Origin of the sequence: Martinezella multihospitum, assembly GCF_900094585.1 — a bacterium.
Lineage (GTDB): Bacteria > Pseudomonadota > Alphaproteobacteria > Rhizobiales > Rhizobiaceae > Rhizobium > Rhizobium multihospitium.
Window position 1 is genome coordinate 945,180 of record NZ_FMAG01000003.1, and the last position, 23,105, is coordinate 968,284.

The window sequence follows — 23,105 nt, forward strand, 5'->3', positions numbered from 1 at the left end:
CTCAAGGAAAGGATACCCACATGCCCTCGCTCAACGTGCTGGATTCAACCATTTTCTATCAGGACACCGGAACGGGAACGCCTTTCGTGTTCCTGCATGGCAATCCCACCTCATCTCACCTCTGGCGAAATGTGTCGCCTGCCATCACCACGCCGGGCCGCCGGCTGGCGCCCGATCTCATCGGTATGGGCCAGTCCGGCAAGCCCGATATCGCCTACACATTTGCTGATCATTCCCGCTATCTCGACGCCTGGTTTGACGCGCTGGCGCTGGACGACGTCGTGCTCGTCGGCCATGATTGGGGCGGCGCCCTCGGCTTCGACTGGGCAGCCCGCCATCCCGAACGTGTGCGCGGTATCGCCTTCATGGAAACGATCGTGCGGCCGATGACCTGGGACGACTTCCCGGGCGCGCGCCCTCGCTTTGAAGCGCTGCGATCGCCCGGTATCGGTGAGACAAAGGTGCTGGACGAAAATTTCTTCATCGAGCAGGCCCTTAAACTCACCGTTCTCAACGGCCTCAGCGAAAAGGATCACACCATTTATGCCGCGCCCTATCCGACGCGCGAAAGCCGCCGGCCGCTGCTCGCCTGGCCGCGCTCGATGCCGATCGAGGGCGAACCGGCCGATGTGATCAAGCGCATTGAGGTCTATGACGCCTGGCTGGCGGAAAGCGCCGGCGTCCCGAAGCTGCTGCTGACTTTCGAAGGACCGGCGGAGACGTTGCTGATTGGCGAGGTGATGACGGCATGGTGCCGGGAAAACATCGCCGATCTCGAGATCAGGAATTGCGGACCGGCCAGGCACAATGCGCCGGAAGATCAGCCAGAGATGATCGCAGCAGCGATTTCCGACTGGGCGGATCGTCACGCCTTGACCAGATAGGCTCCCGCTTTCGAGCAGGAGCTTTCCGCCACTCCTGCTCGATCGCTAACCATCGGGGACAATCCGTCGTTGACAAAAACCTGCCAGCCCATAATCTGCGCCTAAGCCCTTGCGATTGCCCAATTTTCTTTTGGAGAGCAGGATCATGCCGGCAAACTGCATGAGACGACTGGTTCTGGCAGGCATTATCCTCGGCATATCCGCCTATACGGCGGTGGCCGCGCAGACGCTCGATGCGATCGCGCAAAAGGGTACGATCCGCATCGGCTACATCAGCGACGAAGAACCCTTCTCCTCCAAGAGAAAGGATGGCACCCCCTCGGGATATGCCATCGACCTCTGCGGCAAGATTGCCGATGCTGTCGGGACCAAGGTCGCCAATCTGAAGCGCGACTATGTCGAGACCACGCTTGCCGATGGCTTCGATGCCGTGAAGGGCGGCCAGATCGATCTTCTCTGCGGCGCCCTGACCATCAATCTCGCTCGGCGTCAAAGCGTCGATTTCTCGCAGCCGATCTTCCTGACCGGTGCAAGCGCCCTGCTGCGCAAGGATTCGCCCGATTATCTAAGGGCGCTCTTCCTCGACAGAATAACGACCCAGGTCTCGGCCAAGCCTGCCCCCGCAACGAGCGCCATCGGCGTGCGTGCCGACACGACCACGGACGCGACACTGCGGGAAGCGCTAGGCCCCAACATACCGAAGACGAGGATTGCGACTTTCGCCACCCATCAGGATGGCCTGAACGCACTCGAAGACCACAAGATCGATGCCTATTTCGCCGATCGCGCGCTGCTTTTCGACCTCGCCTCGCATGCCCGCAAGCCCGCCACACTCGTCATCGGCAACCGCCTCTTCACGCATGAACCCTATGGCATCGCGCTCCGGCAGGACGATTCCGCTTTCCGCCTGCTCGTCGACCAGACACTGACTGCAACCTATCAATCGGATGATTTCGACAAGTTGCTGACCTCCTATTTCGGCGAGGAAAGCCCGATCCTGCGCCGCGAGATCATGATGCAATCCATCCCGCAATAATGCGGCGACAGCTCACCAGCTGTCATAAAGTCGCCTTTGCGACATCTCCGCCGAGTATATGTCGGCAACAAACCCAACCATTTCTGGATGGGACAGCGTGACGGTCGTCGTGCAAGCATCTTGATTATGTCGTAGACAGGCTCTGGTCGCCGACGCACACATCATAAAATCCGTTTCCAGTATCAATCAGGGTCGCACGCAATGGCAGTATTTCCTCAAAAGGCGAAGGTCGTCATCATCGGTCTCGGCGGTATCGTCGGCGCATCGATCGCCCACCATCTGATCGAGCGCGGCTGGGACGATATTGTCGGCATCGACAAATCAGGCATCCCGACGGATATCGGCTCGACGGCGCACGCATCAGATTTCTGCTATACGACCAGCCATGATTTCCTCTCCTGCTGGACGACCCTCTACTCCATTGATTTCTACGAGAAGCTCGGTCACTACGCCCGCGTCGGCGGCCTGGAAGTTGCCCGCGTCGGCGATGATGACCGCATGGCCGAGATCAAGCGCAAGGTGACTTCGGGCAAGGCCTTCGGCACGCGCGTGAGCCTGGTCGATGCAGCCGAGATCAAGGAAAAATTCCCGCTGATCGAGGAAAGCATGGTGCAGGGCGGCATGTGGGACCCGGATGCCGGCCTCGTCATCCCGCGCTCGCAGACGGTTGCCGGCAAGCTGATCGATGAAGGCGAAAAGAGCGGCAAACTCCTCTCCTTCGCCAATACGCCCGCCCAATCCCTGATCGTCAAGGACGGCCGCATCTCCGGCGTCGTCACCCATCGCGGCACGATCGAAGCCGAATATGTCATCGTCTGCGCCGGTCTCTGGGGCCGCCTGATCGCCGAAATGGTCGGCGAAGACCTGCCGGTCATGCCGGTCGATCACCCGCTGACCTTCTTCGGCCCCTACAACGAGTTTGCCAATACCGGCAAGGAAATCGGCTTCCCGCTGATGCGCGACCAAGGCAATTCAGCCTATATGCGCGACACCGGCGATCCGAAGACGGCCGAAGGCGGGCAGATCGAATGGGGTTACTACGAAGAGAAGAACCCGCGCCTCTGCCACCCGCGCGACCTGCTCGAAAAGCATGAGGCACGTCTGTCGCCCTCGCAGCGCGATCTCGACATGGAGCAGATCATCGAGCCACTCGAGCGCGCCATGGAACTGACGCCGATCCTCGGCGAACTCGGTTACAATGAAGGCCATTCCTTCAACGGTCTGCTGCAGGTCACCACAGATGGCGGCCCGTCCGTCGGCGAAAGCCAGAAGGTTCGCGGTCTCTGGTATTGCGTCGCCATCTGGGTGAAGGACGGCCCCGGCTTCGGCAAGCTCGTCGCCGACTGGATGACCGACGGCCGCACGCCCATCGATCACAACAGGATCGATTATTCCCGCTTCTACCCGCATATGCTGGAAGAGAAGTTCATTGAAGGCCGCTGCACCGAGGCTGCCCAGAAGATCTACAATCCCGCCGTCCATCCGCGCGAACCCTACGCGACCGGCCGCAACATCCGCCGCTCGCCCTTCTATGAGCGTGAAAAGGAGCTTGGCGGCTACTTCATGGAGCTCGGCGGCTGGGAGCGCGCCCACGGCTATGCCGCCAATGAGCACCTGCTGGAAAAATACGGCGACCGTATCCCGGTGCGTGCAAACGAATGGGACAACCGCCACTTCTGGCGCGTCTCCAATGCCGAGCATCTGGCGCTGAGCGAAGATTGCGGCATCATCAACCTCTCGCATTTCGCCATGTACGACATCGAAGGCCCTGATCATGTCGAGCTGCTGGAATGGCTCTGCGCGGCCAAGATCGGCGGCGATGCCAATATCGGCAAGGGCATCTACACCCACTTCCTCGACGACGAGGGCATGGTGCGCGCCGACTTCACCGTCATCCGTATGGCCGACCGCTGCCGCCTGATCGACGGCGCCGATGCCGGCCCGCGCGACTTCCACTACATGCGCCGCGTCGCCGAGGACAAGGGCTTCGACGTCACCATTACCGACGTCACCGAGCGTTATGTCACGATCGGCATCTGGGGACCGAATGCCCGCGTCAACTTGCAAAAGGTGGTCGAGAATCCGGAAAATCTCTCGCACGAGAACTTCCCCTTCGCCGCGATCAAGCAGATCCGCATCGCCGGCAAGAACGTCACGGCATTCCGCATCTCCTATGTCGGCGAACAGGGCTGGGAACTGCACATGGCCTATGGCGATGCGCTGGCGGTCTGGGACGCGCTGCGCTCGACCGGCGCCATCGCCGTCGGCGTCGAAACCTATGCCAACAGCCGCCGCATGGAAAAGAGCCTGCGCCTGCAGAATGCCGACCTGCTGACGGAATATAATCTGCTCGAAGCCGATCTCGCCCGCCCGAAGGTCAAGGAGGCCGATTTCCGCGGCAAGGCCAAGCACCTCGAATATCGCGCCCGCGAGCACCAGCCAGCCATGCTCTGCACGCTCGTTGTGACCGATAATATCGACTCGAACGGCGTGGCCCGCTACCCGGTCGGCATCCTGCCGGTCATGGATCCCGAAACCGGCGAAACCCTGGTCGATGACCTCGGCCGCCGCTCCTTCACCACCTCGATCGCTTACGGCCCAACGATCGGCAAGAATATCGCACTCGCCTACCTCCCCTGGTCCTATGCCCAGGAGGGTCGCAAGCTGACGGTCGAATATTTCGGCGAGACCTACCCGGTCGAAGTCGCAGGCGTCGGCTACAAGCCGCTCTACGATGCGGAGAATCTGAAGCCGAGAAGCTGATCTCTCACGGGCCGGAAAGCGAGGTCATGCCTGGCTTTCCGGTCGTCTGTCAGGCCGTGTGATCGATGATGGCCTGCGCGATCTCGTCAATGTCGCGCTCGTGGATTTCGTGTCCTCCACTTTCGACCCGGTGCAGCCGGGCATCTCGGACGACCTTGGTGAAGGCCTCTCCGTGCTCTATGGGAAACAGTGGATCGGCTGTGCCGTGGATCGCAAGGACCGGCAGTTTGATATCGGAGGCCTGAAGCCTTGCAGGCCTTTCCTCACTCACGAGCGTGAAATGGTTCGTAGCACTTGCAAATGATGGCGACCGAGCCATGTCGCGGGCGATCAAGGCACTTGCAGCGTCAGGATCGTGCGGATGCCGGGTGCCAGCAAGCATCGCCGTCTCGCGACGCAGGAAATCGGCAATGGCCTCGAGGTTCGACCAGTCGACTGCTTCAGCCGACCTGGAATGCTCTTGATAGGCCTTTGTCGAGGAGGGCAAGCCCTCGACGCCGAGTGGTGATGTGCTGATCAGCGTGAGCGTCCGCACGCGCCGGGGATGGCGCAACGCGACTTCTTGTGCAACGGCGCCGCCCATCGACATGGCCGCCACATGCGCCGTTTCCAATCCGTAGCCGTCAAGAACGGCGATGGCATCGTCGGCCAGGTCGCTGAACGAATAACGGGGTTCGCCTTGCGGATAATGTGTCGAGAGGCCCGTGTCGCGCTGGTCGTATCGGATCACATAGCGTTGGCGGGCGGCGAGCGCCTCACAGAACCTGTCCGGCCACCATAGCATCGAAGCCATCATTCCCATGATCAATATTATGGGCCGGCCGGAGGGATCACCGAATGCCTGGGTCTGCAGTCTTGCTCCCTTGGCCTCGATTGACGTCTCGGTGACGACGAATGATCCCTTTCGTTCCATGATAAAATCCATCCGATTGCAAATTGCAACTGGAATCCATATTGCATGACCGATCCTGTTATGCAATCAGTTTATAAAGAAGGTGCAATACGGGAACCGATTTCCATTAGAGCAAATCCAGAAAGCACCCAGCGGTGTTCCATCCAGAACCATGTAAGGAACATGAGTTAGAGCTGTTCGGAGTTCCGCGAGAACTGAACCGCGATGGCGATTGAGACAAGATGAGGGAGGCTTGTAGTGTTGCAATGTGCCGATTTTTACGACGCTGAACTCTCACGGCATAACCGGCATTTGCGGGCAATCGCCGGCGTCAGAAGGCGCGATCGGGTGCTCGATATAGGCTGCGGCGCTGGACAAACTACCCGGGAAGCAGGCCTAGTCGCAATAGAAGGCGGCGTGGTCGGTGTGGACACTTCCGCCGAGATGCTCGAGATTGCGCGACAACGTTGCGCTGACGCGGGATTGCGCAACGTCGGCTTCGAACTGGGCGACGCACAAAGCCACAGCTTTCCAGCTGCCAGTTTCGATCTATGTATCAGCCGGTTCGGCGTTATGTTCTTTGCCGATCCGCCGGCGGCATTTGCCAATATCGCCCATGCAATGCGCCCGCGCGGACGCCTCGCCTGGATGGTATGGCAAAGCCAGAAGCGCAACGAATGGTCCGGCGCCATCAGGCATGCGCTGGCTCCAGGAGGCGCAATTCCAGAAAATGCCGGCAAGCCGTTCTCGCTTGGCGATCCCATCATAACCAAAGAGCTGCTAAGCGCCGCCGGCTTCACCTCAATCGACTTTGTCGAGGTGGACGAACCGGTGTTCTATGGCGCCAATGTCGACGCCGCCCTCGATGCTCTTGGCGGTCTCTATATGGTCAAGGACGCGCTGACGCACACCGATGAGGCGCCCGATCAAGCACTGCAGCGACTGCGTGATTTGTTGGAAGCTCATATGACCTCCGAAGGCGTACTCTTCGACTCCCGCGCATGGATCATCACCGCTGAACGGGTCAGTGGGGCCAGTGCGTGAGAAGGCCTAGCCCGACAGAGTTGGGGCACGCGATAGCTCAGAGTCTAGCCTTTCGCGTTTGAGCTGGCGTGTGCGGCTGCCTTTGATTTCCTTGGGGAATTTTCTTTCGTTCGGCTTCTGGTTAAGGTGATCTAGCGAACGAGGAGCTACGATTACCAGCGATGGCTTATGCCTTAGCGCGGGGGATATTTGTGTTTGGTGGTGGGAAGGATTGGTTGCGGGGGCAGAATTTGTTATTTTCTGTCCCGCGGCGTCGGCTTTGCCTCCTTGCAGGCCCCTGATGAGGCGTTAAATCCTCGACCCGTTACCAATACAAAAAGGCCCGCTTGATGCGGGCCTTTTTGTATTGGTTGCGGGGGCATGCAACTATCTAAACTTGCGTTATTTTACAAATGGTTACCCCTTACTACGACAGATGGCCATAGCGGCTAAAAGCGGCCTGTTTCGCAGCGCAGCGTAGTAGATTGTGCGGCTCGCAATGCTCGCTGCAAACGCCCCTGCGCCTGCCATATGCTCCTAAAACTTAAGCGAGCGTCCTATTTCCCGACTACGCCCGATGCGCAGTTTCGATCCAACCAGTGGCGACCGACGCAGAGCAACCAGAATTCTCTCAGAAGCCACGATGCCAACATCGAGCTGCACACCATCTCCGATTTCTCCCGCGTCAGACGCGATCATATTGGAGTCGAGAGCAGTCTTATGCGGAATATGATCAACAGGCATCGCGGTACTCCTGTCATCTTTTGCAGTCAACAAGGCCTCCCTATCTGTTTCTATCATAAAGTCATACTGGCAATATCATGATTAAAACTCCGCACTTCATTCACGGACCTATGCCCGCTGAAACCGACAGCTTCCTTTCACTTGAGCACATCCAAGAACTGACACTGGATACATCAAAACCCGAGGTGAAGCAGGCTTTGGCTACTTTAGCCAGACTTCTCGCAAGACGGACAGCATACAAACTATATCAAGAGGAAATATCGAAGTGATTTATCCTCTTAATTCGCCTCGGGAACCCCCAAGCCAACACGAACATGGCGAAGCAAAATTCCGCAAGTCCTCAAAGGGTTATGATCGCTGCTGACCACTTATTAAACTTTCTGCGGATCGCAGAATGCGGTGCATGCACAAAATCGCTCAGGCAACATAAAATGTTATCTCTTTGAAACCATCTGCCACGCTCTTCATTGAGCGCGGCAGATGAGCATTAAACAATCATTCGTCTGTCCCGTTCAAAGTTTTGATCAGCGCCTTGTACAAGGCGAATGCTCGGGCATCACCTCCCTTTTGATTTCGGACCATCTCGCTCAATTCTGCCATGGGGAATCGCCTCAGCGTTGGTACGAGGTCGTCAGAATCAAAACCCTCGGGGGGATTGGCAAAAATGCGCACGAGCGCACCGAAAATCGAAGCGCCGTGTGTAAGTGGTTCATCCTTGTATGCTTCAGCCATGCAGGTCAAAGCAGCGGAAACGACTGCATCACCATGTCTGCGAAGCGCAGTGGCAATCGAAGACGTAAAAGTGACATCTCCTGGCTTCCATGCGGTTGACGAAGTGTTCCGGGCAATAGCCAATCCTGCCTCAGACACAAGCCGCCGAATATCCAGGGCATCCTCATCACCGGCAGCAAGGGCCGCGTGGAAGTCATCCATACGGTTCATCGCTTTGCGCGCCCTGTTCGCAACAATAAACATACGTGCCTCGTCCTCCGGACTGCCATAGGTGAAGAGGCAGCAAGGCAACTGCGGCAAATCTCCCCGACGCGTCGCTGCAGCCCAGCGATGCTGTCCGTCGATGATTACCTTTGAACCGTCAGGTCGTCGCGATACCACCAGAGGCGCACAAAGCCGCCAATCGAAGTTTGCGGCGATACTAGCGATAAGGCGGCGCGATCCGTCGTTGTCGATAGATCGCTGATAAGAACTGTCGACCGTAAGGGCGGCAACATGCACCCACTCGATACTTGGCATGGTGCCACGCGGCGCACCAAAGGCTATCTTCCGTTCGCTTCCCCGCTTTCCGCCAGAACCGGCTTTACTTTTAGTGCCGAACTGAGCGGACTTTCCTGGGCCGATAGCCGTGATTTCCGGAACGATTTCGGCAGTGAAACCTGCTAGAAGTTCAGGAACTTCCTCCGGTTCACGGCACCATAACTTGCCACCATGTTCGATGACAACATGGCCAGAGTGAACGCGAGTTGTGCCGAGAGGTGTCGGGATCAGGAAAGATCCATTGGGTGATCTGTTTTCCGTTATTCTGTCACAAACCCAGGTCGGCATCGCAGAACCGTCGTTGAGCCATGTGCGAATGCTTCCAGCCAGCGGCATTTGCTGCTGTTGTGTCATGATCGTTCTCCTGAAATGTCGCGGCCCTATGCGCACGACGCCACAGGCTATGAGGGGTATGTTTCACGAAGGAGAACGAAAGTCGTCTCAGGTGAACTGCCGCGTCGCGATCTGCCAGGAATTGATATTAGCCCACCTCGTAGACTTTGGGGGTTGAGAACTACGAGTGCGAAGCCTTCGCCGAAGTGGACATGGCGCTTCATTGTCGCAGATCCGTTCATGCCATTGTAAACATTGTTGACTTCGCAAGATACAGGAATGGAACAACTGGTCTGATCGTCACTGACGTGATAGTTGTAGAAATCTCTGAAGGGCGCGAAAATATAAATTTCGAGTGCCACCGCGACGGTTCCTTGGAGATACCGCATGTCAATAATCAACCGCCGCAAGAGTGGTCATCCCGCAAAAACCCTTCAAAACCGCGCCAAAGGCGCTACCAGGGAATTTTATCTCGTCCATGTCACGGGGGTTGGTTTTGCCAGGGAGATAATCCGGGAAGGCCAGATTGAAGCTCGCTTCTGCAAGGTATTCAATCACGATCTGGTCTATTTTTTTGCCATGCGGCCAGCGTACAAGCTGAAAGGCGCTGATCAGAAGCAGGATATTCTCGACTATTTTCCCTTCGTTTTCCTGGTGGACACCAGCAATCTCGGGGCGCCGTATCATGTTTATCCATTCGACACTGGCGGCGCTCTCGATGGCGCATTTGATGATGGCGCGAGTCCGGCAGTATTTCTAGAGGACTATGCACTCGAAGAAACCCTCCAAGCCGTTAACGATCACATTGAATGGGCGTTTGGCTCCTCCGGAAGCTATTACGACGGCAAAGTCCGGCGGGATTTTGGCAACACTATACCCGACTGGGACACGGGTCCGAAAACCTTCGCGAAAATTTCGAGGCTCGCGTCGGAGGGAAGCAACAAGCCAGACCGGCGGGCGTCAGCGGTCGAACTCGCCTACAGTCGGCACATCCCGCTTGAGGAAGTGAAATTTGCGATTTTGCCTCAACAGTTTCTCGAAAGTCCCAATGGAAACAATCAGGACATGATCGACCGGCTAAATGCTGCAGGAATTTCTTGGGAGACGTATCAATGGCGACCGAACCGCGCGCCTGCTGATTTCCACACAGAGATAAACAGGCGTGTTCGCGAACATCTCGCGGGGTGCGGTCAGATATGAACGATGCACAGCTGCGGCTATCGTTGATAGCCTATTATCATTGTGTTGACCACGGTTACGCACTTCCGCTTTATGGCCAAAGCGAAGGAGCGAACACGCTCTATGTCGCGCAGCCCGCTGTTCCGGGTGATCACTCTTCACCTATCGTTGCTTTCGAACTGATCGATGTCGATGACCAGCGACGCCTGCCGCCAGGAGAATCTCTGCCTGTTGCTGTCGGTGAACCCTGGCGGGATGTATTCATCTGGAATGGCACTGCCTATGTGGGCACTCCTAACGAACTCTGGGATGAACTGATCCCTTTTCACGCCGACGTCATGTCGCGGGCACCTCTCAGTCTGCTTGATCTCGCAGTCAATGCGCGTCGCAGAGAAGTTTCTGTTCTCGGCGGCGAGGCCATGTCGTTCCTGCGCGACCGCTTCGGAGAAGCAAGGGCCAGGAGCTGGCGGCGTCAATTCTTGCGTGAGCGGGCCGAGACTGCATTCCGCCGCGACTTTGAAAGCGAGAAACTGGCGGACGAAATCTTCCAGAAAATCCGCATTGAGGAAGAGGAAGCCAATGTCCTTTCCCTTGTTCTTGCGCCCGATCTGAGAAATTTGTCGACGAATAGCCCGACAAATGCGTCGATATCGGCCCTGTCTCAGCTGGCCGCCTTCATGGGTGCATCTATCGACCTGGCACCTGCGGCAAGGCCTGCGGAGCCGAAACCGTTGCCGACGGCGGCCATGCCTTCGTTCTCGCCGGCAGAAGAGACTGCTTTTCGCGGTGACGGGCCGGTTTTGATTGTCGCATCCGGCAAGCGTGCGAGAGAGATTGTCCGCCACCTGAAGACTGCCACCCCATATCCCGCTTCCGGCATAGAGATTCTCACGACACGTCCCGGACAGTTTCCCGACATTGCCGACAGCAGCGTCAGGTCTATAGTTGCATTTGTCCTGGACGAAGATGAAAATCCCGGCCACGAGCTGCCTGCAGACGCGAGGCGCTTTCTCGAAAGACAGGCCGCGACAGGAGCGCTCGTGATGATCGTTCCCGCACTTCCACTGAAGCGCCCATCGGAACTGTTTCATCAACATCGGATCCTGGGCCTGGCCTCCGGCCACACGGTTCTTGATACCTCGATAGCCCGCTCACCCTTCTGGTGGGGCAACCCGAAACGATCCCTTGACCGGAGAGTCTCAGACGTTATTCAACTTGCGATCTCTGCTGGACGCTCTCTGGCTGTACGTCGTGAACTACTACTCGCGTCATCCGGTGGCAAGGCTGTCGTTCTTTCAGTGGGTACGGTTCCATCTCAGCGACCAAAGACATCGCGACCTGATCAGATGGATGAACTACCGCTGGGATCGGAGGCAAGCTGGGTTTCAGCCGATCCGAAGCGAAACGATCGTTCCATCTTGTTTTCGCTTCGTCTCAACCCCGGTGAACTCGACGGTCCGTTAGATAGCGAGCAGATCGTTGTGGAGGGACGGCGGCCGGAGACAAGATTTTCGGAGTTTGCGATTGCGGTGATCGCATCGCTCGTCAATCGAGGCCGGCGGCGGACAACAGATTTCGGCATCGGCATAGAGGAGCGACGCACACCTCCTACTACTGTGGGCAGTCTCCTTCGATCGCAGGACCATGTTGCGGCTCTGCAGATCTCGACCGGGAGATCTGTTGTCAGCCTGCTGGTTACAGGCGAGACGCCTACACTAGAGGCCGTTCACCTTGCACAGCGCTCGGAATGGGAAATTGCTCGGTACACGGATTCCCCGACACTCAGGCGCGTTCTCACCGCATCAGGCCCCTCAACTTTTCCAGATGAGATCGACATCGGATCCATCCGTTCCGTTGAAGTGAACAGGAATCTTGCCGCGCGGGGAGTTGATCTCAGAGACGTCGTCCGCGTCAGCTTTGACGTCCTTTCCGAATGGCTGGACAGGCTGCCGGAGAGCGATCGGGCCTTTGCGAGAGAACAGGTTCGACCTCTGCGAACCGGGAGCCGTCCGTATGGCGATGCATCGAGCGATCATCTTCTACGTCGCGAGTTTGTTCTGAGTGACCGACAGGACGCCCGGTTGCTGATTGATATTCTGCGTTCGCACCCCAGCCGGTTTCCGGTCGCCCGCCCGATGAAACGGTCTTCTGATCTTGAAAAATGCTGGGCGCATCCTCGAGAGTTCAAGCGATATGCCCTGATAGACGGGCTCGTCCCGGGCATCGTTCTTGAGCTTCAGCCGGGGGAAATTCCGTCTCAGGAAATGTTCGTGATAGATGGAGATGTCGCTGTCCCGGCACTGTTCCGATCGCGGGTGTTTGCGGTGTGGGCACGGGCGACACTGCCTCCGGCAAGCAGCTGGATGTCACGGTTCTCAGTGACCAGCACGTTCGGAGGTTTTCCCATTCCGGAACCCTTCCGCATTGTCCGACTGGGAGCAGACACTTCCGCGCTCGTCGCCGAACAGGCACCATCATCACTGCGCCAGGCCGTGGAGCAGATCGACCAGCACGTTGAAAGGGTCCTCTCTGGTCTTGCGCCGGAGAACTGGCGCGAGGCCCACCGTCTTGCTCAGGACAATGCCGGCTGGCATCATCTCGATGAATTCGTCCTGGGGGCCTACGAGCTTCCGGTCGATGCCAGCGACCTGCAAATCCTCGGCCGCCTTCTCGAGCTCAACGCTTCACTCGATTAATCAAACATCAGGTCTGAGCTGGCCCAATGTTTCCCTCGAAGCCTTTGTTCGCGGCAAGCTCGATAATCCTGATGCCTTGCTGGGCCTGCTTGATCGTCGGTACACGCTGCCATCCTGCCCCCGCGTAACTGCTGAGGGTGTGCGCTATTCCGCATTGCCAGGTTGCAAGATTTCCCGTCCTTGTCCCCCAGAGATGAATGGCAAACCACTGTTCTGCCGAAAGGCGCATGCAGACTGCAAGAGATTCATGATTGTCACGTGGCAGTTCGGCAGATTCGCCGGAAGGCGCCAGGTCTTCGCTGCCCCACTCGTCTGGAAGGCTTCCTTCGATCGGGAGGTCCAGCTGTTTCATGGCTGCCCAGCAGGCTTCCTTCTTGGCCCATTCCGTAATATTTCGACCTGCAGCACTGGTCTGAATCTGTCTGTCTATCGCGTAGGACCAGACGCGCAGGAGCTCTTCGAGTTCTTCCGAGAGCGACTGTCGCTGCCAGATGTGATCCAGACGCAGCCGGCCACCTGTCCTGTGCGACAAGTATGATACTAGATAGGTAGCAATATTAATGCGATATGCCGGAAATCCCTCACGCCTGACAATCCGCTGCGCAGCAAGAAACAGGATGGCCTGGGCGATCGCATCGCGATAAAAAGCCTCATCGGGCTCCCATCTGTTGCCGCGATTATCGCGCATGCGCTTCATATACGCGATGAAGTTTTTCTGAACGCCTCCGCTGACGACGTACGGGAAACGGCTCCAGCTGTTGAGGTAACGGGCAAGATCGGTCTTGGAGATCCGGTTTGCTGGAGGGGTCCGCTCACGAAACGCGCGGACGCGCGCGTCAGTGGTCCCTTCTATGTTCAGAGCGGTCTGGTACTGTCCCCGTGAGCGCTCATAGAACCAACGCGTCCGCTCTCCAGGCACCCAGACATCCTTCGAAAGGCGTTCGAGGACGATATGGAATGGTTCATTCGATGAGAAGTCAGCCTCCTGGATCACGTTCTGTGTGTTCGCGAAACGCGAGATCTGAGGGACCATTTCCTCGACACTTTCCAGCGGCAAACGCGTAATTTTTGCAGAGACGTGAACCCGCGAAAGATCGAGCCGGTCTCTCTTGCGGGCGCGATGGATGGATGCAGTTGTCTGACCTCCGTTGACGATCTGCAGCCCCCGGATTCCGGTTACCACCGTGGTCCCGTCACGTATCTGGGTCCGGACCTCGTCAGCGGTTACGGAAATTCCGTTGTTGTATGCCATGAAGTAGCCGGGCCGATCCCGGATTGTGTCACGGATCCCGCGGTTAACCTTGCCAGCCGCCTGAAGAAAGGCGCGCACGTTGTATTCCAGAATGCTGGGTCCATATCGTTCGTAGAGTTCGTAAAGCGTGTCCCCCGGAATGATTGCAAGGTAGGTTTCATAAGGTTCCGGCCCGGATGGCATGGGGACACAGGGGATCGGAGGCATTCCTAGCACAGAAAGTTCGACGTCGATGGTTTCCCGCGTCTGCCCTGAGCGCATTGTCCTCATCAGCCGGCGCAGATCATAGATTTCGAACGTTACTTCGACGCCGGCTATGGTTTCAGGATCGATCGTACGGGCTAAGCTCAGCCCATCGGTGATCACAACCACTCGCGCCTGTGCAGTACCGGCTGCAAGCACTTCATGAATTCGCTCCATCATTGCGTAACGGTCGCTGGCTGTTTCGAGCTCCAGATGAACTTCGCGTTTTGCCGCCAGCAGCGCTCGCGCAGCCTGACGGGCTAGGCGCGTAACGTCGGCTGCCGGAAGGGTGGCGGGTTCCCGCGATCCGGCAAAACTTGCAACGATCAGGTCGATGCGCTCACCATCATCAGGAATTGCAAATCCTGAAAGCCGGGCAACCCCGCTTCCAACCTTCGTTTGGAAGTGACATGTGACGGGGTCCTCGACGATGCCGATCTCGGCAAGGTGTTCGCCGACGACGTTGACGAAAGCGTTCTCGCTGAAATCGCCACCGTCAGCATCGCCAAGAGCGCGATCTCCGATTTCCGATCTCAGGTGGTCTGCGAACTTCTGGAGTTCCTGATCTTCAGCCATCGACAATTCCAGCAAGCATGGACAGCATCGTGCTTGGCACCGACCAGGGAGCACAGGCGGCGAGATCAATGCTGTAGGTGCATTCACGGATGCCCGTTCGCAGTTCGCTTCGGGCAATGTGAGGAAAATCGGCGGTCACATCGAAGAACTGAATAGCCGCCAGCTCCAGCCGGAGCATATAGTTGTCGCTGTGGACATCAACATATCCGGCAGCCAGCAGCTGTGCCGTAAACTCTGGAAGCGAGGCTGGCGCTTCGTCCATCAGCCGATTCCTTATTGCCATGATGATGTCCGGAAGTGTTCTTCCCACAGTTGACTGGTGCAACTGAAGATGAGCAAGCACAATTCGGCCACGAGCCGGATCGAGCTGTGCAGAGTTGGCGATCGCCATGCTCTGGGGGGCCTGCCGTATCGTCGACTTGATCTCGAGATACCCGTTATCGAGGCTGAAATCGTTAGGCTCGCCGCGAGGTCCCGACCACCCCCCGACTGCCCTCTCCAGGCCGATGAGGGGTGCCAGATACTCGCTGAGGACAAGCAATTCGCCCATCAGGCCGATTACAGCCTCCTCGGAGAGACCATCCGGCCCGAAGCGCGCCATGAAGGACTGCCACACGTGGAGACGGTCAATGAACGTCGAAAGTGCGGAGGCAGGGTCAGACTGGGTGGCAGCAATCTGAGCTACATCCAGGCAGAGAACCGCAAAGACAGTGGAATACGCTCGGTCGGCGAGGGATAGCAGTATTCGGCCCCGACCCGTCTGACTTAGCCCCGGCCGGCTGGCCTCCACACGAAACCCCTGTGATCCGGGCAGACGTTGAACTCTGGGCATCGCCGCAACTGGCGCTTCGATCAGCAGGCTAGGCGTTGCGCCGGGTTGATGAAGGCCGGCAAAAATTTCACACGGAGCTTCCCGTAGAATCCGGCGCAGATGCCATCCCGCCTCATCCCGTCTCTCACCCGCAAGCGCCTCCCAGGCTTCGGTGACGACGTTCATGCGTCTCCCTCGTCGTCGTCGCCAACACCGTAGATGCTGTTGACCATGTAACTCACGGATCCTGCGTTGCCGCTGTGCGGAAAACTGATGGCAAGTCCCAGAGGAGCCGTATCGACCTGAAGAAAGGTGTGATGGAACGTTCCGCCATCCGGATGTTCGAGCTCCTGAGTGCGCGCCAGCGGGTAGAGCATCAGCAGGCCACGCTCCGCGGGTCGATGTTGTCGAAGATAGACGCCGCTTGGTGCCTCTGGATCCTTGTCCGTCCTGCGCCGGCGTTTGGACGGGTTCTCCAGAGTCTTCCTGAAGGCAGATTCATAGGCTCCGGAATCAAGATCTACAGCCTCATCGCGTGGGTTCACAAGACGACGTATGACGTAACGATCTTCAGGTCCAATCACTCTCGGCTTTCTTGGATCCTGGCCGTAACCGCCCTTGGGTTGACGGACAACAGTATTCACCGAGATGGGGCCAAATGTTACCCTGTCCCTGCCCTCACCACCAACCAGCAGGACCTCCCATTCCTGCAATTCGCCTTTCCTGACCTGGGTTCTTATGTACTTGGCGAGAATTGCCGTGTTGGCGCGCGCGGCGTCCTCATGGGTCGAAAACCGGTCGAGAAGCGTGAGAACAGTGTCGACGGGTACACCGGACCAGAGATGCGAACCCTTCCAGCGATGGCTTCGTCCGCCGGGCCGCAGCTGTGAAGGATCCGGAGTCTGCCTGATGCCTATATCCGACAGCTGGCGGACGAATTCCAGCGCTGCCTTGTGGTTCTGCCGCAGGACATCCGGATTGACCGAGAAGACGGTTGTTTCCGAAATGTCTCCCGCGAAAGACACCTGGAGTTCCGTCCCGTGCCGCATCTTGGCCCGCGACGTTACGGTGAGAGCCGGGTGTCTGCGCACGCGAAGGCCGAACTGACCGGGTGTGGCATGGGTTGCCTCCATGCGGTCAAACTCGCGACGCAGTTCGTCGCTTGCCTGGGCAATATGACCGTACCAGTCCACATGGTCCTGAGTCGTAAACAGTCTGCAGAGATCGAGATAGCCGCGCCGGTATCCAAACCAGCGCCCCATCTGCATGAGCGTGTCATACATGGTAGAGCCCCGCAGAAAATAAGTGACGGAAAGGCCTTCGAGAGTCAGCCCACGAGCCAGCTTGTCGCCTCCGACAGCAATGACGTTCAGGCCCCGTTCCCTGTTGAGCTCATAGTCAAGCACATCGGCCGAGCTGCCATTGATCTCATGCACGCTGATCGAGCTCGCAGTCAACCTGAGAGAGGTTTCCAGAGCACTCCACGAAACCTCCGGACAATCCTCCAACCCCAGGTTCTGCGTGACGGGTTCGAACTCGTTCTCCCACAAATGCTTGAATGACTTCAGTCCTTCCTCACCGCCATAGCGCACTTCGTTGACGAGTTGATCTAGAGCTTCCTGAATCTGCGCGATAACCCGCTTCTGAACGGCCTGATACCGCGTAACATGTATGAGCATGCTGTTATGGACACGGAGCTGGCCACGTTCGCGTCGGGCCGCAACTACCAGCATGAAGCTTTGTATCGCCTTTCTGAGTGACGGGGGAACAACGTCCTCGCCGTTGAACAGCGGTACATGGACCACTTTGTGTACCGGCGGCATCCAGCCCTGCGTTTCCTTCCTCGCCAGGCTGTCCGCGTGATCGGTGACGGTTACCAGAAGTTCTGGAAGCCCGGAGACTTCCTCTTCCTCGACTTCGCCGGAGTATCCAAAGATCTTGGAGGCGCCAACATAGTTTTCCGGAACAGGCATGTTCACAATGAAGTCGCGAGGAAAAAGATCCTGAAATTCCTCGTTTGTCTCAGCGTCGGGATGGATGAAAATGTTGGCAAAGGGGGTCGCGGTATAGGCGACATAGGAAACCTGATCAAACCGGCGCAGGATCTGGCGTATTTTCGCGTTGATCGATGTCGGCTTGTGTTTCGGGTCAGCAATGCCGTTGGTGAATTTCTGCTGGCGGGTATCCACGGACGCGTTGTCTGCCTCATCATCAATCACAAGCAGCGGCATGGCATGGAATCGCTTCAGGCCACCCTCGGTGGAATTGGCTGTCACGTCGATCCATTTGAGCACGCTGTCAAGGACACTGCCATTCTTCTTGACGACGAGAAGAAGCGGATGGCCACCTGGATGCACGCCGAACTGCGACATTACCTTCCAGTTGAAATCGCCTTTCTCGGTTCTGTTGGTCGCCCAGTCAACCACCGCAGAAGGATCAATCTGCCCGGCACCGATGACACGCGAGCCGCTTTCTCCAATAGGGACACTGATCTTGCCGATGAACCCTTCGTCCAAGCGGATCTGAGTCTGGCTTCGAAGGTTGTTGTTAAGTCCAGCGAGGACAATGATCACCTTGTATCCGGCATCCGCGGCCTTACAGATCAGACCGGTGTAGTTGCCGGTCTTGCCAGACTGGACATCTCCTACGACCATTCCGCGCCGATCGAATTTTCCTTTCTCTGCCGGATTGCCACACAACTCGAGAATCCGGTCCGTAATCCGGTTGAGGAAGTTGATTGCAGGCTGTGGCAGCTGCTGACGTATGAGAAGAGCGCGATACCGCTCCCAGTATCTCCAGGTTATGCTTTCCTGGCGGTCATTGAGCCAGGGAACATGACCATCCTCCGCAAGAAGGATGGAAGCATTGCCGATGAATGTGCTGAAGATCATTTCAAGATGTGCGGTGGCGGCATCCCGGGAAGTTTCTTCGCGCCATTCCGGAAAGGCCGCCAGCAACCGGTCGATCGTCTCGCCGATCTCCTGCCGGGTAATCGGCGTATCACCGGCGCGTTGCGAAAGACGGAGCTGGGCCATCTGAACGAGTTCGGACTGGAAATGCGGGTTGACGGGCATGTCAGGTCCCGATCTCGTCAGGAAGTTTCTGAACCGCATCGGGGTAGGAAGAGAACGGCTCCAACCCCAGCAACCTTGCCCGGGCCTCATCCGCACCAAGCTTCAACTCTGTGCGCATGTGATGGTAAAGCGACGTGAGAGCAGCGTTCTCCTCAACCGAAGGGGTAGCGGCAGCTTTCGGTGCAGTAAAGTCCGCCGTTTCACTGACGTCAATCCAGATCCGCTGCACGGGCACCGTGGCCTCGATTACGGCCAGCATCTCCTCGATGAGATGGCGTCTGTCGCCCACTGCGTCGAGTGCATGGCGCACGGATGGATGCGAACGGTCGACGCGATAAGTGACTCCTCTGCTCGTATGAATCGGGGTCCAGGCTCGGACAACCGGCTGTCCGGGCTTGCGCCTGGACACGCCGGCCCGGTGCGCGAAAATTTCCCTCGCGTCACGTCGCACATTTTCAGCCAGCGACTGAAGGCGACCACGCAGAGATGGCGGCGGTACGGCGATTGATTTGCGGATATCTACCTTCCAGTCCAGGTCTCCACTCGTGGGAAGGTCCAGCCGGATACGTGCAAGACGATGGACACCGGTCTGGGCCCAGCCACGGCCCGGCCCAAGCCCCAGCCACCCGCCTGCGACCAGCAGCCGCCTGCCTCTATAGACAAAAAATCCTTCGTGAGCCTGCCACCCGCCAGGCCCTTCTGCCTTCGCAAATTCCGCACTCGTCATTCGATCGCGATGGGGGAGAACGAAACCTTGAATCTCGACAGATCCTCCACTGTGCTCGATGGTTTCCACGGGCGTCGGCGTTGTTGCCCTGTGATCCGAGATAAATGGATCCCAGGGCCGGATCTTCTGTGCGTCATCTTCGCCGTTGATGGTGATGATGAGGCGGGGGTCGACACCCTCCAGGTAACGGTGGAATGTCATTGCCAGATGGTGCTCTACCGTCCTGGCCAGCTTCAGAAACCGGTCCCGGTCGATCGGATCATCATTCAGCTTCCCAGCGAGCATGCGGTCCAGACGGGCGATAACGACGACGGTCCCATGCCGTTGCTTCCCGAGAATGTCGGCGTCGCTCGCGATTTCGGGCGGCATCCCGCGAAGCAGTTTCCAGCTGTCCACATCTTCGATGTATTTCAGATCCCAGTAACGAGCCTCCAGGCCGCCGCCCTCCACCTTTGAGGCGACGGCCAGAAGGCTGCCCTGAGAAAGAGAGGCAGACTTCAGCCCCAGGCTGAAACGGCCAAGGTCATCAGGCGGTCTTGGCGCAAGGGGATGGCGCCCGGCTGGACGCATGGCCTCGATGAGAGCCGCACGATCCATGCCCCGACCATTGTCGATGATGCGGACAATTGAAGATGGGCCCCGCCACTCGAAATCCACGCGGACTCGTCTAGCTCCCGCTGCTATGCAGTTGTCGATCAGATCGGCGATCGCAGCGGCGGGCGAGTAGCCAATTCCCCGGAGAGATTCAAGCATCGCGCTCGCTCCCGGGGGGGCTGGATCGTAGGGCAGTTCATCGGCGATCGGTCCTGTCATGTCAGGCAGCTTCGCGCCCCGCTGCCTTGTCGATTAGCTTCAGGCCACTGTCGATCTGTTGCTTGAGTGCCATTGCAACGGCTTTTCCAAGGAGAGGCGGTACCGCATTTCCTACCTGTCGAAATGCTGCGTTCATGGCTCCAGCAAAACGGAAGCCATCCGGAAAAGACTGCAGGCGCGCGGCCTCACGAACGGAGATTGTCCGACTCTGCCCACTGTCATAGTGGATATGGGAATAAGTATCCTTGCCGATATGCGCGGTCAGTGTCCGGCTGGGTTTCGCTGGCTCAAGTTTCCACCACTTGTTTGGAAACTTGCCCGGGTCATATGGTGGCACGATCGAGTTCCACAGAGCCTCCCATTGCTCAGACCCTTCGTCAATGTTCGAAAATCCCTTCTGAAGAGCAGCTGATCGGAACATGGATTCAGCAAGCTTCCGCGCTTGTGGATAATCGGCACCATGCGGCAGCGCCTCGAAAATCGGAAAATCCCTTGGAGTAATGCGAACAAGATGACCTCCGGATGCGCTGCCGGTCGAAAAACCAGGCCAATGCCGCATGAGCCGCGCATAATCCGACAGGCGATCCACCGGCATGCGGTAGGGCAACATGTCATCGAGCCGGCGCCGACGCATTGCTCGCGGAGCGTGCCGATGTTCGTGGATTTCGGGCAGGTCTCCCAGAGCAACCTGTACTCCAACGGCCGACGGCAGAGTTTCGGATGGTCTGTGCACACCGTGGAAATGCGGACTGCCCGTGTCGACGTGCTTCAGCGCGACACGCCGAGAGCTCTCATAGCCACGCGGAAGATCAAGAAAGTGCGTAGGGTCGGGGAAAAGCGGATCGACTTGCAGTGTCTCGGCAATCGCTATGATAAACAGGCGTTCGCGGACTTGGGGGACGCCGAAATATGCTGCATTGAGAATCGTATAGGCGGTGCGATAGCCGACCTCATCGAGCGTGCTGCAGATTTCCTCCGGCACATTGTGACCGCCGAAATTCAGGATGTCGGGCACGTTTTCGATGATGATCGCCAGGGGCTGTGTATCGCGCACGTAGTCTAGAAACCGGCGGTAAAGAGCAGCACGCGGGTCTGTCTGAAATGCATCTTCCTTGCCTGCTACAGCACGCAACTTTGACCGCCCAATCCTTGCAAAGGCCTGACAGGGCAGACCGGCTGCCAGTATGTCGAAAGATTCCCCAGTGGGCGTACCGAGCTTCAGCTCACTGACTATTTCATCGGCAGAGCTATCAACCATGTCCCGTGACCGGGACCATGGATCGTCCGGCTCACGATCACCGCCAAAGTTGAGAGCATAGCTTGCCGCCGCTTCAGGATCGATCTCGACATGGGCCGAAAGTTCAAAACCGGCCGACGCGAGCCCGAGGGACAACCCCCCACAACCCGAGCAGATCTCGAGTACCCTGGGGGCAGCACCCGTACCGAGGCGCAGCGCCTTCGAACGCCAGAGCTCCGATCTCTCACTGGCCACCATTACAAACCTCGCATTTCAGTATCGATGTGATCGCATCCACGTTTTTGCTTTGACATTCCCAGATGATAACTACCTTCCAGCCATCTTCTTCAAGCTCGCGCCTATCCCGAATATCCCTGGCAACATTTCCTTCGAACTTTGCCGTCCAGAATGTGATATTTGACTTCGGTGAATAGGCTAGTCGACATCCGGGATGCCGATGCCAGTAGCAACCATGAACGAATACAGCTGTCTTATGCCGGGGAAAAACCAGATCGGGCGATCCGGGAAGGTCTTTTCTGTGTAGGCGAAAGCGCAGACCCAGCTGATGGGCAATACGGCGTACAGCAATTTCGGGCCGCGTATTGCGACCCTTTATGCCGGCCATCATCTCGGAACGCTTGCTGGAGGAAACAATATCCATCAGATTGTCCTGCTCATAGCTCGCCAGCACCCCTGATGAACGCAGCCGCATCTGCCGCAACACGTGGAGACGATTTAATTACCGCCAGGAGGATCTTGGCGGCACGATCCGGCTGTCTTCGTCCCTGCTCCCAGTCCCTCACAGCAGCGACAGTGAAGCCAAACGTATCGGCAAACGCCTTCTGCGTCATGCCGCGCTCCTGCCTGACGGAACGTACGTCAATCACGACACCCCCCTTTTACAATCTGAACCTGTGGTCCGAATCACGTTACATGATACGGCATCGCCGTATGTGTCGCAACGATCTTCGGCTACGCCACAGCTCATTGCGCGCGGGCGCCGACGAGGAGCGGATGGTCCGCCCACACAGACCTGAGCAACCCATCCTTGGAGCGATCACTGGTGCCGGTGATGGCATCATCGATGCACCGCCTGGGCTGAGACAACGTCCCGCTTTGCACCTGTTGATCTCGGGATTTGTGTTTTATGTCGGGAATTTAGCGACTGTTCGCAGTGCTTTGGCGCAGTGGATCGCAGTTTTGGGCTATTATGGGATACTGTAGCGTAGGAATTGGTTGCGGGGGCAGGATTTGAACCTGCGGCCTTCAGGTTATGAGCCTGACGAGCTACCGGGCTGCTCCACCCCGCGTTACCAGCGTAAGCCGCTTTGCGGCTTATCGCGCCCGAGCAAACCCTTGGGGTTTGTCGTGTGTCCCCTTGGCCTGTTATTTCAGGTTGGCAAGGGGATAATTGCTTGCTTATCAGAAGCGACAAAGGCCGCTTGTGAGCGGCCTATTGTAACACGGCCTGGGCCGTTATTCGATCAGAGAAGATTGTTAGCCTCATTTTTGATGAGGTGAGGCATAAATCGATTTCATCGATTTAGCGT

Annotated in this window: 15 protein-coding genes and 1 tRNA gene; 6 read left to right on the top strand and 10 right to left on the bottom strand. The window is 57.6% G+C overall.

Translation table 11 applies throughout. From position 1 onward, the window contains the following. Positions 1–20: 20 nt before the first annotated feature. From GA0061103_RS16180 to GA0061103_RS16190, 3 genes are all read left to right on the top strand, one after another. Positions 21–884, top strand: a complete 864-nt coding sequence (locus GA0061103_RS16180; RefSeq protein WP_092712721.1) for a haloalkane dehalogenase — start codon at positions 21–23, stop codon at positions 882–884. 145 nt (positions 885–1,029) lie between these two features. Beyond that, positions 1,030–1,920, top strand: coding sequence for an amino acid ABC transporter substrate-binding protein (locus GA0061103_RS16185; protein WP_092712723.1), 891 nt, complete (start codon positions 1,030–1,032; stop codon positions 1,918–1,920). A 201-nt stretch (positions 1,921–2,121) separates the two neighbouring features. Next, positions 2,122–4,683 carry a GcvT family protein gene (locus GA0061103_RS16190; protein WP_092712725.1) on the top strand — a complete coding sequence of 854 codons (2,562 nt, stop codon included), beginning with the start codon at positions 2,122–2,124 and terminating at the stop codon, positions 4,681–4,683. 49 nt (positions 4,684–4,732) lie between these two features. Here GA0061103_RS16190 and GA0061103_RS16195 read toward each other — a convergent pair whose 3' ends face one another. Next, positions 4,733–5,596 (bottom strand): alpha/beta fold hydrolase, encoded by an 864-nt coding sequence (locus tag GA0061103_RS16195; protein WP_208603518.1) that lies wholly within the window; start codon positions 5,594–5,596, stop codon positions 4,733–4,735. 237 nt (positions 5,597–5,833) lie between these two features. On the opposite strand from GA0061103_RS16195, the gene GA0061103_RS16200 reads away from it, so the two are divergent. Then, on the top strand, positions 5,834–6,619 hold the full coding sequence (locus tag GA0061103_RS16200; protein ID WP_092712727.1) for a class I SAM-dependent methyltransferase: 786 nt from the start codon (positions 5,834–5,836) through the stop codon (positions 6,617–6,619). A gap of 1,218 nt (positions 6,620–7,837) precedes the next feature. On the opposite strand, the gene GA0061103_RS16210 is transcribed toward GA0061103_RS16200, so the two are convergent. Next, on the bottom strand, positions 7,838–8,968 hold the full coding sequence (locus GA0061103_RS16210) for a DUF6551 family protein (protein WP_092712731.1): 1,131 nt from the start codon (positions 8,966–8,968) through the stop codon (positions 7,838–7,840). Between the two features lie 366 nt (positions 8,969–9,334). Between GA0061103_RS16210 and GA0061103_RS16215 the strand changes: the two genes are divergently transcribed. Next, a complete protein-coding gene (locus GA0061103_RS16215) occupies positions 9,335–10,147 on the top strand; it encodes a hypothetical protein (RefSeq protein ID WP_092712733.1) in 813 nt (270 codons plus the stop codon). Continuing rightward, positions 10,144–12,822: a hypothetical protein gene (locus GA0061103_RS16220; RefSeq protein WP_092712735.1), complete on the top strand. Its 2,679-nt coding sequence runs from the start codon at positions 10,144–10,146 to the stop codon at positions 12,820–12,822. The genes GA0061103_RS16215 and GA0061103_RS16220 overlap by 4 nt, the downstream gene beginning before the upstream one ends. A 7-nt stretch (positions 12,823–12,829) precedes the next feature. On the opposite strand, the gene GA0061103_RS16225 is transcribed toward GA0061103_RS16220, so the two are convergent. The 8 genes from GA0061103_RS16225 to GA0061103_RS16260 all read right to left on the bottom strand — a co-directional run bounded on the left by GA0061103_RS16225 (position 12,830) and on the right by GA0061103_RS16260 (position 22,865). Beyond that, positions 12,830–14,893 carry an AIPR family protein gene (locus GA0061103_RS16225; protein WP_092712737.1) on the bottom strand — a complete coding sequence of 688 codons (2,064 nt, stop codon included), beginning with the start codon at positions 14,891–14,893 and terminating at the stop codon, positions 12,830–12,832. After that, on the bottom strand, positions 14,886–15,890 hold the full coding sequence (locus GA0061103_RS16230; RefSeq protein ID WP_092712739.1) for a PD-(D/E)XK motif protein: 1,005 nt from the start codon (positions 15,888–15,890) through the stop codon (positions 14,886–14,888). The genes GA0061103_RS16225 and GA0061103_RS16230 overlap by 8 nt, the downstream gene beginning before the upstream one ends. Beyond that, the gene (locus tag GA0061103_RS16235) at positions 15,887–18,778 is read right to left on the bottom strand and encodes a Z1 domain-containing protein (RefSeq protein WP_167376584.1); all 2,892 of its coding nucleotides are present in this window, start codon (positions 18,776–18,778) and stop codon (positions 15,887–15,889) included. Before GA0061103_RS16235 ends, GA0061103_RS16230 begins: the two co-directional genes overlap by 4 nt. Position 18,779: 1 nt before the next feature. Continuing rightward, positions 18,780–20,258 (bottom strand): ATP-binding protein, encoded by a 1,479-nt coding sequence (locus GA0061103_RS16240; protein ID WP_167376586.1) that lies wholly within the window; start codon positions 20,256–20,258, stop codon positions 18,780–18,782. Positions 20,259–20,319: 61 nt separating this feature from the next. Further along, a complete protein-coding gene (locus tag GA0061103_RS16245; RefSeq protein WP_092712744.1) occupies positions 20,320–21,813 on the bottom strand; it encodes a DNA cytosine methyltransferase in 1,494 nt (497 codons plus the stop codon). Next, on the bottom strand, positions 21,800–22,216 hold the full coding sequence (locus GA0061103_RS16250) for a very short patch repair endonuclease (RefSeq protein ID WP_092712854.1): 417 nt from the start codon (positions 22,214–22,216) through the stop codon (positions 21,800–21,802). The genes GA0061103_RS16245 and GA0061103_RS16250 overlap by 14 nt, the downstream gene beginning before the upstream one ends. A 13-nt stretch (positions 22,217–22,229) precedes the next feature. Then, positions 22,230–22,442: a helix-turn-helix domain-containing protein gene (locus tag GA0061103_RS16255; protein ID WP_208603519.1), complete on the bottom strand. Its 213-nt coding sequence runs from the start codon at positions 22,440–22,442 to the stop codon at positions 22,230–22,232. Positions 22,443–22,788: 346 nt separating this feature from the next. Continuing rightward, positions 22,789–22,865, bottom strand: a tRNA-Met gene (locus GA0061103_RS16260). Positions 22,866–23,105 lie beyond the last annotated feature (240 nt).